Origin of the sequence: Blastomonas sp. SL216 (assembly GCA_026625625.1) — a bacterium.
GTDB lineage: Bacteria > Pseudomonadota > Alphaproteobacteria > Sphingomonadales > Sphingomonadaceae > Blastomonas.
On the sequence record CP113055.1, the window covers coordinates 3340472 to 3354733 of the forward strand.

A 14262-nucleotide genomic window follows, 5' to 3' on the forward strand; every position below is an offset into this window, starting at 1 on the left:
CGCAATGGCAGACGGCCCATCCGGTGGTGGTGAAAAAACAGAAGCCCCAACTGACAAGCGGCTCAGGGAGTCGCGTGAGAAAGGGGATGTTCTTCAGTCCAAGGAACTGGGTACCGCGATGATCATCATCGGCGGTACGATGGCGTTCGTGCTGTTCGGCGACATGATGGTCTCTTCGATCGCCGGGATGCTGCGCGCGGCCCTGGTGTTCGACATCTATCAGGCTACCGATTTCAATGTCGGCCAGCGCACGCTGACGCTGCTGGCCCCGCTCGCCCTGCCCTTTGGCGGGCTGTTCCTGTTTCTGCTGATTGCCTGTGTCGCGACCCCGGCGTCGCTCGGTTCGCTGGGCTTTCGCTGGAGCGCGGTCGCACCCAAGGCGTCGAAGATGAACCCGATGTCGGGGCTCAAGCGCATGTTTGGCACGCACGGCCTGATCGAGCTGGTCAAATCGATCGCCAAGGTCGCGCTGATGGGCACCGTGGGCGTGGTGATGATCATGTCGATGCTGCCCGAAATGGCGGAGCTCGGCCATGGCGATGTCCGCCAGGGCATTGCCGCATTCGGCAACCTGTTCTCGATGACCCTGATGGTGATGGCGGGCTGTCTGGGGCTGATCGCGATGATCGACGTTCCCGCGCAATGGTTTCAGCGCAACCAGAAGCTGATGATGACCAAGCAGGAGGTCAAGGACGAGCACAAGGAGGTCGAAGGCTCGCCGGAGCTGAAACAGGCCGTCCGCCGCCGCCAGTACGAGATGCTCAACGGTTCCACCCGCAAGGCGGTGGAGGATGCCACCGTGCTGCTGGTCAACCCGACCCATTTCGCCATCGCGCTGCGCTATGACCGGGAACGCGATCCCGCGCCGGTGGTGCTGGCGCGCGGCCGTGGCGCGATTGCCCAGGCGATGCGCGAACTGGCGATGGAAAAGGGCCTGACCATCCTGCGCTACCCGGACCTGACCCGCGCCATCTATTTCACGTCCAAGCCCGGCGCACTGATCGACGAGCGGCTGTATCTGGCGGCTGCCACGCTGCTCGCCTTTGTTTTTCGCATCAACGAGAAGATGGATGTCGGCTTTGGCCAGCCCGAACTCGACATACCCAAAGACCTGCGGTTCGATATGGATGGCAAACCGCAGAAATGAACCCAAAACCCCTTAAGGCGGCCTGGCCCCAGCCGTTAATCCTTTCAAGAGGATATGGCGATGGTCACGAATAGCGGAATTTCCAATCTCATCACCGGCTTTACCGGCGTCAACAGCGCCGAGCTGGTGAATGATCTCGTGACGGCCCAGCTGGAGCCGAAGCAGTCCGAGGTTCGCAACCGGCAGAACCTCAACCAGGCGCGCATTTCCGCGCTGGCCTCGGCCTCGTCGGCGCTCGAAACCTTCTCCAAGGCGCTGGGCGAAGTGCTCAATGGCCGCCAGCTGACCGGCAATCTCGTCTCCACTCGTGGTGATCTGGTCGCAGCAAGCTTCATCCCCGGCCAGAAGCCGCAGGGCCTGCCGGCGACGGTTCAGGTGACGCAGCTCGCATCGGCGCAAAGCGTGGTTTCGGCCACCAGCTTTGCCAGCGGCGCGCAGGTCGGCGAAGGATCGCTGACGATCAACTCGGCGGCGGGCAGCTTCAACGTCACCATCAATTCCACCAACAATTCGCTCGGCGGCCTGCGCGACGCGATCAACGCGACCAACAGCGGCGTCACTGCCAGCATCGTCACCGACAATAGCGGTTCGCGGCTGGTGCTGCGCGGTGCAGAGGGCGCGGCCAACAGCTTCACCGTCACCGGATCGGGCGGCGCTGCGGCGCTTGATGCGTTCGCCTTTCCGCCTGCAGGTGGCGCGGGGATGAACTCGGTCACCAGCGCGGCCAACAGCGTCGTGCAGGTCAACGGCATCCAGCTGACCAATTCCAGCAACCAGATCGACACCGCCGTTCCCGGCGTGCGCATCAACCTGCTGACCGCTGCGCCCGGCACCAATGTGGTGATCAGCGGCGACCAGCCGACCACCTCGGTCAAGGACATCGTCAACGAATTCGTCACCGCGTATAACGATCTGCGCGGTGCGCTGAACTCCGCCACTGCGCCGGGCATCGATGGCGCGAGCGGTGGACCGCTGGCCGGTGAACGCGCCGCGCGCGACATGATGCGCTCCATGGCGTCGCTGACCACCAAGGCGCTGACCGATACCGGAACCTTCCGTTCGCTGGCCGATATCGGCGTGAAGACGAACCGCGATGGCACGCTGACGCTCGATTCCGCCAAGTTCGACCGCGCGCTCGCTGCCGATCCCGAGGGCATCGGCCGGATGCTGGAGCCCGCCACACCGACCGCCGGCAATCCCGGCCTGGCCAAGGCCTTCGAAGACATCAAGACCGGCCTGAAGGACCCCAACGGGTCGCTCACCGGCGCGCAGAACCGGCTGAACAAGATCGCCAGCGACCTCACCAAGATGATGGAGAAGGTCGAAGAGGACAGCGACAAGTATCGCGAGCAGCTGGAAAAGACCTTTGCCGCGATGGACCGCCAGCTGACCGTGCTCCGCTCTACCCAGAGCTATATCGAGCAGCAGGTGTCCGTCTGGACCAACAGCGACAGCAACTAAAACAGATAGAATGACAAGGAAATCCGCATGAGCTTCATCTCGCCTCGTCGCCACATGGGCAGCTATCAGGCCGTCGATACGGTCAGCCGTGTCGAAGGTGCCAATCCGCACCAGCTGGTGGTGATCCTGTTCGACGAGTTGCTGCTTCGGCTCGATGCGGCGATCCGCCATGCCCAGCGCGGCGAGGCCGTGCCGATGATCCAGGCCCGCGCGCGCGCCTCTGCCATCGTCATCGCGCTGGAAGAGAGCCTGGATTTCGACAAGGGCGGTGAACTGGCGCTCGCGCTGGCTCGCATCTATCGCGAAGCCAGCCGCCGCATCAATGCCGCGATGAGCCCGGACAAGGTCGACGTGCTGATGTCCGCACGCCAGATGCTCGCCGAAATCGCCGAAGCCTGGAAGCGGATCGCGCCGAAATAAGGCGCAGCAGGCATCAGAGCTGCGGAGGTCCGCCCGCCAGCGGACCGGCCGCCGCGCCCTGCGGATCGAAGCGGGGCATCACCACCCCCGGAACCACCTTGCGCGCCAGCCGCATCTGACACAGCTTGCTGTCGATGCCGTTCCACAGCCGCCGGAATGTCTGCGCGGCAGGTGCTTGGGGAGCAATTGCGCCCAGCGGCAACTGCGCACTGGTCATCTGCTCGGCCGCACTGGTCATCGGTACCACGGGCCAGTCCGGATGCTCGGCCAGTGCAGCCTTGTGCAGCGAACGGCGTCGATCGACCATCGAGAAGATCGGCAGGATGGGCGCATGCCGTCCGCGCTTGTGGGTCACATAATGGCGCACCCGTTCAAGCCCGCGTTGCGCCAGCGGGGCGGGGATGACCGGCACGATGATCAGATCCGCCACCAGCAGCAGCTTGCGCGCGGTGTCGCCCAGGCCCGGCGGGCAGTCGATCACGATCCGGTCGTAGCGCTCCTTCAATTCCACGAACAGCCGGGCCAGCCGTTGCTGCTGCGCCATATGGACGAACCAGTTGTCGGTCCGCCGCATCTCTTCATCGGGGACCAGCACGTCGAGACCCGCCACCTTGCTGGGCAGAATATGCGTGCCGATCTCTGCAATGCCATGCATCAGCCGCGCGGCATCCAGCCGGGGCGGCTGGCGCGTGGTGACCAGAAGCGCGGTGCTGTCGCCCTGGCCGTCCAGATCCCACAGCAAGGTGCGGTTGCCGGCATGGGCTGCCTCCCAGGCCAGGTTGACGGCCAGCGTGGTCTTTCCCACCCCGCCCTTGGGATTGAACACAGCAATGGCGGCCACAGAGAATCCCCCCGATCTGGAGGAATTTCAGATACGCCGCTTGCTACTTTCAGGCAAGCTGCCCCGGCGGCCCATCAGCCTGGCCGTGCGCAATGTCCCGTTGCAGGACCGAACGCCGCAGAAGCGTTAACCGGGCCGTCAGCCCACGGGCCATTCGGACATGATCGTCGCGACATCGAAATAATCGCGCCAATAGACGATCAGGCCGTCCTTCACCTCGAACACGCCTGTCACCGGAAGCTCGACCCATTTGTCCGCCAGCCGGTGCCGGTCGAGCCGCTCGAGCATCACGGTGCTTCCATTGACCGCATGGCGCAGCACGCGGAACTCGTTTTCGACCGTGGGCGAAAAGAACGGTTCCAGCACTGCCCTGATCCCCGCCGGACCCTGTACCGAACCAAGCGGCGGCGGATTGGTATAGGCGCAGTCCGCCGCCACCCATTGCAGCGCGGTGTCATAGTCGAGCGGCTCCATGGCCTTCAGAAAGGCCTGGACGATCGAAAGAGGGTCTGTGGCGGCTGTCATGTATCATGCTCCTGTGGTCGATGCCGATCAGGATGCAGCAGCGCCGGGACCCCGGCAATTACGTCGTAGGTCAAGTCACCGCCCGGTTACCGCGCCGGGTAGCGCAACCGTCCCAGGAAGCGCGACAGGCTCAGGGTTTCGCCCTTGCTCGTCCATTTGGCCTTGGCTTTCTCGAACTGCATCACATTGTCGATGCGGCGTTCGAGAAACGCGTGCGTGTCGGCGAAATCGGGGCTTTCGTCGTCGAGAAACGCCATCAGGGTCGAGCCATAGACGCCCGAGAGGATCGTGCGCTTGGTATAGTGGTTGTAATCGGTCGCGGTGTCGCCGGCCAGCCGCCACATCAGGTCTGCCGTGCGCCACGATATGCGCGCGGTGCGGGCCAGGTTGGCGGGTAGCGCCATGATCGATGTTGCGCGGCGCAGGGCCTCGCGCTGATGGGCCACCGCCTCGAACCGGAAGGCCACCAGCGCGCGGATGCGTTCGCGGATCTTCATCGCGGCGATGCGCTCGGGCGGGAAGGCCGCAATCATCTGCGCGTCGATATGGTTGATCCAGGCATCGATCATGTCCATCGGCCCATGATCGAAGGCAAGGGCAGCGAGCCCGGCCTCCACGCCCTGCGCGCTGGCAGCGGCATCGCGCGCCGCCGGGGTCCAGCCATCGAACACCGCCTCATCCGCAATGAACGGCGGCAGGAACTGCCGGACCTCGTCCATCGTCGGGTCGGCGGGCAGGGTGTCGATCTTGGTCGGGCGGTACATGAAGGGTGCCTCCTTGGGTGCCTTGAACAGTTAGGGAGCCGGAGGCGAAGCTGCAAGCCGCGCCGCGCGCCGGGCCTCGGGCAGCCGAACCAGCACCAGCGCCGCGCCGATCGCGACCATGCCGATGGTGTCGTTGACCGACAGCCGTTCGCCAAAGGCCTGCCAGCCGATGACCGCGGCGATCGCGGGCTGGCTGAGCAGGGCAATGCCCAGCACCACGGGCGAGAAATGGCTGACCGCATAGACCATCAGCCCCTGGCCGAAGAGCTGGCATACCAGCGCGAGCAGCAGCACCGGCGTCCAGTCGGTCGGCCAGACCGGCTCGCCCAGCGCCAGCGCGATCGCCAGCAACGGCGCGATGCCGAAAACGGTGGACCAGACCAGCACCGACCAACTGCCCAGGTCATTGCGGACATGCCGGATGCTGAGCAGATAGACGACGTACAGGATGCCGGCGAGCAGGCAGAACAGGTCGCCGACGAGATTGCGGACATCAAGCTCGTACGAGCTGCCCATCAGCAGCCCGGCGCCGATGATCGCCAGCAGCACCGCGCCTGCTTCGGCCTTGTGCGGCCAGGCGCGGCTGATGACGAAGCCGTAGATCACCATGATGACGCTGCCCATATTGCCGAACAGCGTCGAATTGGCGAGCTTGGTGCGCTCGATCCCGAAATTCCAGCTGGCCAGGTCGAGCGCAAAGGCAACACCGCCCAAAGCGAGCATCCACCAGATGGCGCTGCGATAGCCCGTCATCGGTTCGCGCTGCTGCAAGGCGATAACGATCAGCACCGGCAGCGCCAGCGTCAGCCGCCAGAATCCGGCGGAAACCGGCCCGGTATCGGCCATCCGCACGAACAGCGGCCCGAAGGCGAGCGCCACATTGGCGAAGATCAGCGCGAGAATGGCCAGGATTCCGCCCCGCTCGGTTGCTTTTGTCATGGTCGGCCTTTAGCCATTCGGTTAAACACGCGCGCGGGGCTTTCCCCGAAAGAGCGCTTTGGAGAGATGCCGCCTATGCCTACCCTGTTCGATCCCGTCCAGCTTGGCGCGATAGCCTGCCCCAACCGCATCCTGATGGCGCCGCTGACCCGCTGCCGCTCAACCAAGGCGCATGTGCCGGTGCCGCTGATGGGTGAATATTATGCGCAGCGCGCCAGCGCCGGGCTGATCATTTCCGAAGCCACCGGCATCAGCCCGGAAGGCCTGGGCACCCCCTTTGCGCCCGGCATCTGGAACGACGAGCAGGTCGAAGGCTGGAAGCCGGTGGTCGAGCGCGTGCACAAGGCGGGCGGGCGGATCATCTGCCAGCTGTGGCATATGGGGCGTCTGGTGCATTCGGACTTCAACGGCGGCAAGCCCCCGGTCTCTGCCTCGGCGACGCGGTTCGATTATCATGCGCATACCTATGAGGGGCTGAAGCCCTATGACACCGCGCGCCCGCTCGAAGTCGCGGAAATGCCGCGCATTCTGGACGACTATGCCCGCGCCACCGAAAATGCGCGCAAGGCCGGGTTCGATGGCGTGCAGATTCATGCCGCCAATGGCTATCTGATCGACCAGTTCATCCGCTCCTCGTCCAACCTGCGAGACGACGAATATGGCGGCCCGATCGAAAACCGCATCCGCCTGCTCGGCGAGATTGCCGAACGGCTGGTTGAGGTGTGGAGCCACGACCATGTCTCGGTTCGTCTGTCGCCCAATGGCGAGACGCAGGGCGTCAACGATGCGACGCCGGAAGAGACGTTTACTGCAGCAGCCGCGCTGCTCGACAGGATCGGAATCGCGTTTCTCGAACTGCGCGAGCCGCCGATGGACGGCACCTTTGGCGCCAGCGATGTGCCGCCGGTCAGCCCGCAGATCCGCAAGGTATTCAAAGGCCCGCTGGTGCTGAACAGCGACTATGATCGCGACAAGGCGATCGCCGCGATGGCGGGCGGCATTCCCGACGCGATCAGCTTTGGCCGCACCTTTCTGGCCAATCCTGACCTGCCCGCAAGGCTGGCCGCCGCAGCGCCGCTCAACCCGGACAATCCCGCGCGCTGGTATGGCGGCACGCCCGAAGGCTATACCGACTATCCGACCATGGCCGAGCAGGGCCTGGACGCCGAAGCCGCAGCGGCATCATGATCGCCAGCAGCCAGCCCTGGCTGATCAGCGCGGTGCTGGTCGGCACGGCGCTGGCGCTGCTGCTGGCTGAAGCAATCTGGCCGCGCCGCCGGCGCAGCCTGCCGCTGGCGCGGCGTTGGCCTGCGCATATCGGCTTTGTCCTCGTCAACATGCCGGTCGAACGCGGGGTGCAGGCCTTGATATTCATCGCGCTGTCCGGCGCGGTGACCGGCTATGCGCCGCAGCCCGATTTCGGCTTGCTGCCGATGACCGGCCTGCCCGGCTGGGCGCAGGGCCTGCTCGCGATCCTGCTGCTCGATCTCGCCGTCTGGGCACAGCATTGGGCGACGCACCGCATTCCGCTGCTCTGGCGAATTCACCGGGTACACCATGCCGATCGCGATCTCGACATGTCGACCGCGCTGCGATTCCATCCGATCGAGATCGGCCTGTCGATGCTGTTCAAGATGGGCGTCGCGCTGGCGCTGGGGGCGCCCTTATGGGCGCTGATCGTGTTCGAACTGCTGCTGGCGCTGCTGCCGATGTTCAACCATGCCAATCTGGCGCTGCCATTGTGGCTGGACAGCGTGCTGAGGCTGGTCATCGTCACGCCCGACATGCACCGCGTGCATCACAGCACCCGACGGATTGAGCATGACAGCAATTATGGCTTCTGCCTGTCGGTCTGGGACAGGGTCTTCCGCACCTATCGCGCGCGCCCCAGCGGCGGGCATGATGCGATGGCGATCGGCCTCAGCGATTATCCCGGGCAGGAAACGGCGCGCTTCGGCTGGGCGATGCGCTTGCCGTTTCGGTGAGGATGCATCCCCGTCACCAATCCCCCGTCACCCCCGCTTTCGCGGGGGTGACGGGGTGCAATTGAGGCAAGAGTTTATAGCGGGAACGCCTGGCGGATCGCCAGCAGGCGGCGCAGCGCGCGTCCTAGCGGCAGTTCTTCGGACATGCCCATGCCGCCGTGCAGCTGGATCGCCTGCTTGCCGACCTCGACACCGTCCTCGCTGACCGCGCGATAGGCGGCGCGCGCGGCGCGGGTGGCTTCGGCAGAATCGCCTGCGGCATCGTGAGTCACCGCCTCATAGACCAGCGAGCGCGCCTGATCGAAGGCGACCTGCATGTCGACCATCCGATGCTGCAGCACCTGGAACGAGGCGAGCGGCACGCCGAACTGCTTGCGGTCCATGGTATAGGCCTGGGTGGCCAGGCACACGCGGCGCATGATGCCGGTGCCTTCGGCTGCCAGCAGCAGCCGGGCCTTGTCGATCACCTTTTCCAGCGCTTCGCCAGCCGCGCCGGGACCCAGCAGCAGGGCGTCGGCGCCAAGCGCTGCGCCTTCCAGCTTCACATCGGCCACCCAATGGTCGTCGCGCAGGCGATAAGGGGTAACGGTGACGCCCGCACAATCGGCGGGGACGAGGAACAGGCCCAGACCAGCAGCACCGCTGCCCGGCTCACCCTCAATCCGGGCGAGGACGATGATGGTCTCGGCGGCGGCAGCGCCATGGGCCAGCGACTTGTGGCCGCTCAGCGTCCAGCCGTCGCCGCTCTTCGTCGCCTTCGCCTCGCAATACCAGATGTCGTGCCGCGCGCGCGGTTCGTGCAGCGCCACGCCCACCGGCGCACCGCCCGAGACGATGGCTTCGATCAGGTCGCTGCGGCTCTGCGATTCAGGTGCGGCGGCGATCAGACCGCCGGCCAGGATGGTGCTGGCCAGCACCGGCTCGACCACCAGGCCTTCGCCCAGCACCTCGAACAGGCTGACGCAATCGCCCAGGCCCGACTGGCCTTCGCCCTGCAGGCCGCCATCGGCCTCGGCAAAGGGCAGCATCAGCCATCCGGCTTCGGCCATTTCGGCCCAGAGCGCGGTGTTGAGCGGAGCTTCTCCCATCTGGCCGAGCCTGTCGTCGGCATAATGTTTCTGGGTGAAGCGGCGGGCGCTGTCGATCAGCAGCTGCTGGTCATCATTGGGTGCGAACATGAAAATCTGGTCCTGTCACTAAACCCGTTTGTCCCGAGCCTATCGAGCGACGTGCGCACACGTGTCTCGACTTTGCTCGACACAAACGGGGAGGAATGGTTGGTCGAGGTCGCCCTCAGATCCCTGCAGCCATCATCTTGGCGAGAATGTTCTTCTGCACCTCGTTGGTGCCGCCATAGATGGACTGGGCGCGGCCGAAGAGGAACACCGACATCGCGTGTTCGCCTTCCTGGCCATAGGGATGGACCGGGTCATTGGCCGGGCGCGGCAGGGCAGCGGGCCCTGCAATGTCCAGCGCCAGTTCGGACACGTCCTGCGACAATTCGGTCCCCAGCAGCTTCAGGGGCGCGACCAGCCGCATCGCTTCGGCCGACTGGCTGGGCGATTCAAGCGCGCGGGCTTCCAGTGCGGCCAGCTTGGCGAGCCGCTGTTCGAGCGAATCGAGCCGCTGGGCGATGACGGGATCGTTGATCGGCGGGTTGATGAAATGCTCGACCGAGCTCGCCCATTCGCGCAGCCGGACCAGATCGCCGGTGGTGCGGGCGACGCCGGCAATCCCGGCGCGCTCGTTGCCGAGCAGGAACTTGGCATAGGTCCAGCCGTCATTCTCGTTGCCGACCAGGTTCTTCACCGGCACGCGCACATCGGTGAAGAACACCTCGTTTAGATGGTGCATGCCGTCGATGGTGCGGATCGGCCGCACTTCGATGCCGGGCGTGTTCATGTCGATCAGCAGGAACGAGATGCCGTTCTGCTGCTTCACTTCGGTGTTGGTCCGCACCAGGCAGAAGATCCAGTCGGCCCAGTGCCCTTGCGTGGTCCAGGTCTTCTGGCCGTTGACGACATAATGGTCGCCGTCCCGCACTGCGCGGGTCTTCAGGCTGGCAAGGTCCGATCCCGCGCCGGGCTCGGAATAGCCCTGGCACCAGAAGCGGGTGCCGTTGACAATGTGCGGCAGATGCTCTGCCTTCTGCTCTTCGGTGCCGAAGGTGTAGATCACCGGGCCGACCATGGTCAGGCCGAACGGGCTGTACGAAGGCGCACCGGCCTTGGTCGATTCATCGGCGAAGATGCGCTTCTTGGCGAGCGACCATTCGCAGCCGCCATATTGCTTGGGCCAGCCGGGTGCGCCCCAGCCGCGCTTGGCGCGCACGCCCTGCCACCAGGCGGTCAGCTCCTTGCTGCTATTGGCAAAGCCGTCTGCGGCGAAACGCTTTTCGGGCGGCAGCTCGGCGTCCAGAAACGCGCGAACCTCGGCGCGGAAGCTCTCCAGATCTTCGTCTTCGGTCATGATCCTCACCTTGTCCTCAAATGGGTTTGTTGGTCGCCAATCTGCACCCTGAATGACCAAATGCAAGGCGTCTTCGCCAAGAAACTGACGCATTGCCGCGATAGCATGCTAGGCTTTCGCAGGCTGGGCCAGTGCTGACGCTACGGCGCACTAAGGTCAGGCAAAAGGGGACTAGAATATGGGCAATTCGGCACCTGATACGCAGCTGGTCGACAGCAGCGATCCCTATGCCCGGCTGGAACAGACATTTCCGGTGCTGAGCGCGGAGATGGCGGCGCGAATCGCCCGGTTCGGCTCCTGCGAAGCGCTTGCCGATGGCGATCATGTCTTTCGTCGCGGCGAACGCGCGGTCGACTTTTTTCTGGTCTGTTCGGGCGAGATCGAGATCATCGACCATGGTGATCATGGCGAGGAAGGCATCGTCCACCGCCATTGCGAGCGCCAGTTCACCGGCGAGCTCGACCTGTTCAACGACCGCAAGATCCTGGTCAGCGGGCGGGCGGTCGGCGCGACCGAGGTGATCCGGGTGAAGCGTGCCGATTTCCGCAACCTCATCGTCGCCGAACCCGATATCGGCGAGATCATCATGCGCGCCTTCATCCTGCGCCGGGTCGCGCTGATGCAGCATCAGCAGGGCGCGGTGACGCTGGTCGGTCCGGCGCGCAGCGCGGATACGGTGCGGATCAACGCCTTCCTCACCCGCAATGGCTATCCGCACCGCACGATCGATTCCTCGACCGATCCCGACGCCGCGGCGTTCCTCGAAGGCTTTGGTCTCAGCGATGCCGATCTGCCGGTGGTGATTTCCAAAGAGCAGATCCTGCGCAACCCCAGCACGCACGATCTGGCCGATGCGCTGGGCGTGGCGGTGGCCATCGACCAGCACCGGCTGCACGACCTGATCGTCGTGGGGGCCGGGCCTGCCGGGCTGGCAGCGGCGGTCTATGCCGCGTCCGAGGGGCTCGACACGCTGATCGTCGAATCCACCGCGCCGGGCGGACAGGCGGGGACGAGCAGCAAGATCGAGAATTACCTGGGCTTTCCCACCGGCATATCGGGTCAGGCACTCGCGGGCCGCGCCCAGGTCCAGGCGCAGAAATTCGGCGCGCGGCTGGCGGTGTCGCGCGCGGCGACCGGGCTCGATTGCAGCGGAGGCCATTTCCGGCTGATGCTGGAAGACGGCACGGTAGCCGAAACGCGCGCCGTGGTAGCCGCCACGGGCGCGCGCTATCGCAAGCTCGACCTGCCCGATTATGCCCGGTTCGAAGGGGCTGGCGTCTATTATGCCGCGACCGCGATCGAGGCGCAGCTTTGCGCCGATCGCGCGGTGGTGGTGGTTGGTGGCGGCAATTCCGCAGGCCAGGCGGCGGTCTACATGTCGCGCCATGCATCGCACGTGCACATTCTGGTGCGCAGCGAGGGGCTGGCCGCGACGATGTCGAGCTATCTGATCGACCGGATCATGGCATCCGACGCGATCACGCTGCACCCGTATAGCGAGGTGACCGCGCTCACCGGCGACACGCATCTCGAAGGCCTGGCCTGGCGCGACCGGCGCAGCGGCCAGGAGACGCGGATCGAGGCCGGCGCGCTGTTCGTGATGATCGGCGCGCAGCCGTGCTCGGACTGGCTGCAGGGCTGTGCGACCCTCGACGAGGCGGGCTTCATCGTCACCGGCGATGGCTGCTCGCCTTTCGAGACCAGCAGGCCGGGCCTTTTCGCGGTGGGCGATGTCCGTTCGGGCTCGGTCAAGCGCGTCGCCTCGGGCGTGGGCGAGGGCTCGGTGGTGATCCAGGCCGTCCACCGCTTCATCGAGCGGCAGAAGACCGACGCGATGGGGTGCAACTGACCCAAATCCTCCCCGAGCTTGTCTCGGGGAGGATTTTGGAGGCCTCACCGATCCCGGTATTCCGGCGCGCGCTTTTCCATGAACGCCCGCCTGGCCTCGGCATAATCCTCGGTCATGCTGAGCAGGATCTGCTGGCGGTCCTCGAGCGCCAGCGCGGCCTCGAAGCCGGGCGCGTCGATATTGCGATTGAGCGCATCCTTGCTGAGCCTGAGGCCCATGGGGCTCGCAAGCAGCATGTCGGCGGCAAGCGCCTCAGCCTTGGCGAGCATCTCGTCCGCCCCGGCAATCTCGCTGACGAACCCGGCGCCAAGCGCACGCTCGGCCCCGACGAACCGGCCCGACAGGATCATCTCGGCCGCGAGCGAGCTGCCGACCAGCCGGGGGAGGAAATAGCTCGACCCCATGTCGCAGCCGCCCAGGCCGATGCGGATATAGGCGGCGTTCATGCGGAAATCGGGGGTGCAAAAGCGCACGTCGCTCGACAGCAGCAGCGACATCCCGCCGCCGCACGCTGCGCCCTGCGCGCAGGCGATGATCGGCTGGGGGCAGGCGCGCATCAGCTGCATCACTGTCGCGATCGCGCGCTGGGTGCGCCAGCCGCCATGCACCGCGCCTTCGCCCTCGCGCGGGGTCCAGCCCTTGAGGTCCAGCCCCGCGCAGAACGCCCGGCCTTCGGCGCGCAGGATGACGACGCGGACCTCGTGCCGTTCGGTCAGGCTGCGGAAATAGTCCTGCAGCTTGACGATCATCGGCTCGTCCATGGCGTTGAGCGCTTCGGGGCGATTGAGCGTGACGGTCTCCACCGCGCCCTGGGAGGTGATAGCAATCGGGTCGGTCATCAGGCCATGTCCTCTCGCGCCGCTCTTGGCCCGGAATGGGGCTGCGCGGCATTTTGATGGTTAATCGGGTTTAAAGCCCCGTTTTGCGCGACTACATCGCTAGGCCTGCCGAAACTGGGCGATCCCCGTCAACTGCAAAGGTGCGTTGCCACATATGCTCTCGTCCATCACCCAGCGCCTGAAGGGGCGGTCCGCCGCGGAAATCGTGCGGTTGATCGGGCACAACATCGCCTATCACGCGCGCGAGCTGACGCCGCAGGCGCGCGCCCGCGACCGCCAGTTCCAGGCGTTCGATGCGCAATGGGGCACCGACACCTTCGCGATGCGCGAGCTGCACACGCTGTCGGTCGATCCTGCGCTCGCCGCGCATGCCCGGCGCTATCAGGCGAGCAGCGGGGTCAACATGCCGGTCTGGTTTGCCGACCTGAAGGTGGATTTCGCGCGCACCGCGTTCATCGATTTCGGTTGCGGCAAGGGCCGGGCGGTGCTCGAGGCGGCGCGCTTTCCCTTTGCTCGGGTGATCGGCGTCGAATTCGCCCCCGAACTGGTCGAAATCGCCAACCGCAACCGCGACATCATGGCCGCCAAGAATGCGCTCGCAGCACCGGTCGAATTCATCTGCATGGATGCAGGCGCCTATCAACCGCCGAGCGACCTCGACCTGGTGTGTTTCTTTTACGATCCGTTTGGCGATGCCGTGATGGCGCCGGTGGTCGATCGGCTGGCCGGGCTGGAACAACCGGTATCGATCATCTATCTCGAACCCAATTGCATCGGCCAGTTCCGCCGTTCCGGCCGCTGGACCGAGGGGGTGAGCGTGGACAATCTGGTGATGCGCAACCCGGCGGCACTCGCGCGCTGACATCAGCCCGTCGCGGCGCGGTTATTTTACATTCAATCTTCAAATTGACGGAACTCGAGCGTCATCGGCTTGCCTTTTGTCTGTGCCAATGCTTAATCGCGAGCAGGGGCGAGGTTTGCTGGCTTCATAACGAAGCGGCTGATCCTTGCAGGATATCGGCA

General features: G+C 65.2%; 14 protein-coding genes. 7 read left to right on the forward strand and 7 right to left on the reverse strand.

What is annotated here, in order from left to right:
* Positions 1–4 precede the first annotated feature (4 nt).
* The 3 genes from OU999_15860 to OU999_15870 are packed head-to-tail and all read left to right on the forward strand — an operon-like array spanning position 5 to position 3028.
* Positions 5–1147: an EscU/YscU/HrcU family type III secretion system export apparatus switch protein gene (locus OU999_15860; GenBank protein WAC23194.1), complete on the forward strand. Its 1143-nt coding sequence runs from the start codon at positions 5–7 to the stop codon at positions 1145–1147.
* Between the two features lie 60 nt (positions 1148–1207).
* Positions 1208–2608 carry a flagellar filament capping protein FliD gene (gene fliD, locus OU999_15865; GenBank protein ID WAC23195.1) on the forward strand — a complete coding sequence of 467 codons (1401 nt, stop codon included), beginning with the start codon at positions 1208–1210 and terminating at the stop codon, positions 2606–2608.
* Between the two features lie 27 nt (positions 2609–2635).
* Positions 2636–3028 carry a flagellar protein FliS gene (locus tag OU999_15870; GenBank protein WAC23196.1) on the forward strand — a complete coding sequence of 131 codons (393 nt, stop codon included), beginning with the start codon at positions 2636–2638 and terminating at the stop codon, positions 3026–3028.
* 13 nt (positions 3029–3041) lie between these two features.
* Here the strand turns inward: OU999_15870 and OU999_15875 are convergent, their stop codons facing one another.
* The 4 genes from OU999_15875 to OU999_15890 all read right to left on the reverse strand — a co-directional run bounded on the left by OU999_15875 (position 3042) and on the right by OU999_15890 (position 6097).
* Entirely contained in the window at positions 3042–3869 is an 828-nt protein-coding gene (locus OU999_15875) for a ParA family protein (protein WAC23197.1), read from the reverse strand.
* 138 nt (positions 3870–4007) lie between these two features.
* Positions 4008–4394: a nuclear transport factor 2 family protein gene (locus tag OU999_15880; protein WAC23198.1), complete on the reverse strand. Its 387-nt coding sequence runs from the start codon at positions 4392–4394 to the stop codon at positions 4008–4010.
* Positions 4395–4480: 86 nt separating this feature from the next.
* Complete coding sequence (locus OU999_15885; GenBank protein ID WAC23199.1) at positions 4481–5158, reverse strand: COQ9 family protein; 678 nt, start codon at positions 5156–5158, stop codon at positions 4481–4483.
* Between the two features lie 30 nt (positions 5159–5188).
* The gene (locus OU999_15890; GenBank protein WAC23200.1) at positions 5189–6097 is read right to left on the reverse strand and encodes a DMT family transporter; all 909 of its coding nucleotides are present in this window, start codon (positions 6095–6097) and stop codon (positions 5189–5191) included.
* A 75-nt stretch (positions 6098–6172) separates the two neighbouring features.
* Between OU999_15890 and OU999_15895 the strand changes: the two genes are divergently transcribed.
* Together OU999_15895 and OU999_15900 are read left to right on the forward strand one after the other, a co-directional pair.
* Positions 6173–7285, forward strand: a complete 1113-nt coding sequence (locus tag OU999_15895; protein ID WAC23201.1) for an alkene reductase — start codon at positions 6173–6175, stop codon at positions 7283–7285.
* Positions 7282–8082, forward strand: a complete 801-nt coding sequence (locus OU999_15900) for a sterol desaturase family protein (GenBank protein ID WAC23202.1) — start codon at positions 7282–7284, stop codon at positions 8080–8082. Before OU999_15895 ends, OU999_15900 begins: the two co-directional genes overlap by 4 nt.
* Before the next feature lie 74 nt (positions 8083–8156).
* Here the strand turns inward: OU999_15900 and OU999_15905 are convergent, their stop codons facing one another.
* Positions 8157–9260, reverse strand: coding sequence for an acyl-CoA dehydrogenase (locus tag OU999_15905; GenBank protein WAC23203.1), 1104 nt, complete (start codon positions 9258–9260; stop codon positions 8157–8159).
* Between the two features lie 115 nt (positions 9261–9375).
* On the reverse strand, positions 9376–10551 hold the full coding sequence (locus OU999_15910) for an acyl-CoA dehydrogenase family protein (protein ID WAC23204.1): 1176 nt from the start codon (positions 10549–10551) through the stop codon (positions 9376–9378).
* A gap of 178 nt (positions 10552–10729) precedes the next feature.
* On the opposite strand from OU999_15910, the gene OU999_15915 reads away from it, so the two are divergent.
* Positions 10730–12400, forward strand: coding sequence for an FAD-dependent oxidoreductase (locus tag OU999_15915; GenBank protein ID WAC23205.1), 1671 nt, complete (start codon positions 10730–10732; stop codon positions 12398–12400).
* A 44-nt stretch (positions 12401–12444) separates the two neighbouring features.
* Here OU999_15915 and OU999_15920 read toward each other — a convergent pair whose 3' ends face one another.
* Complete coding sequence (locus OU999_15920) at positions 12445–13239, reverse strand: enoyl-CoA hydratase/isomerase family protein (protein WAC23206.1); 795 nt, start codon at positions 13237–13239, stop codon at positions 12445–12447.
* Positions 13240–13393: 154 nt separating this feature from the next.
* Between OU999_15920 and OU999_15925 the strand changes: the two genes are divergently transcribed.
* On the forward strand, positions 13394–14101 hold the full coding sequence (locus OU999_15925) for a class I SAM-dependent methyltransferase (GenBank protein ID WAC23207.1): 708 nt from the start codon (positions 13394–13396) through the stop codon (positions 14099–14101).
* Positions 14102–14262: the final 161 nt, after the last annotated feature.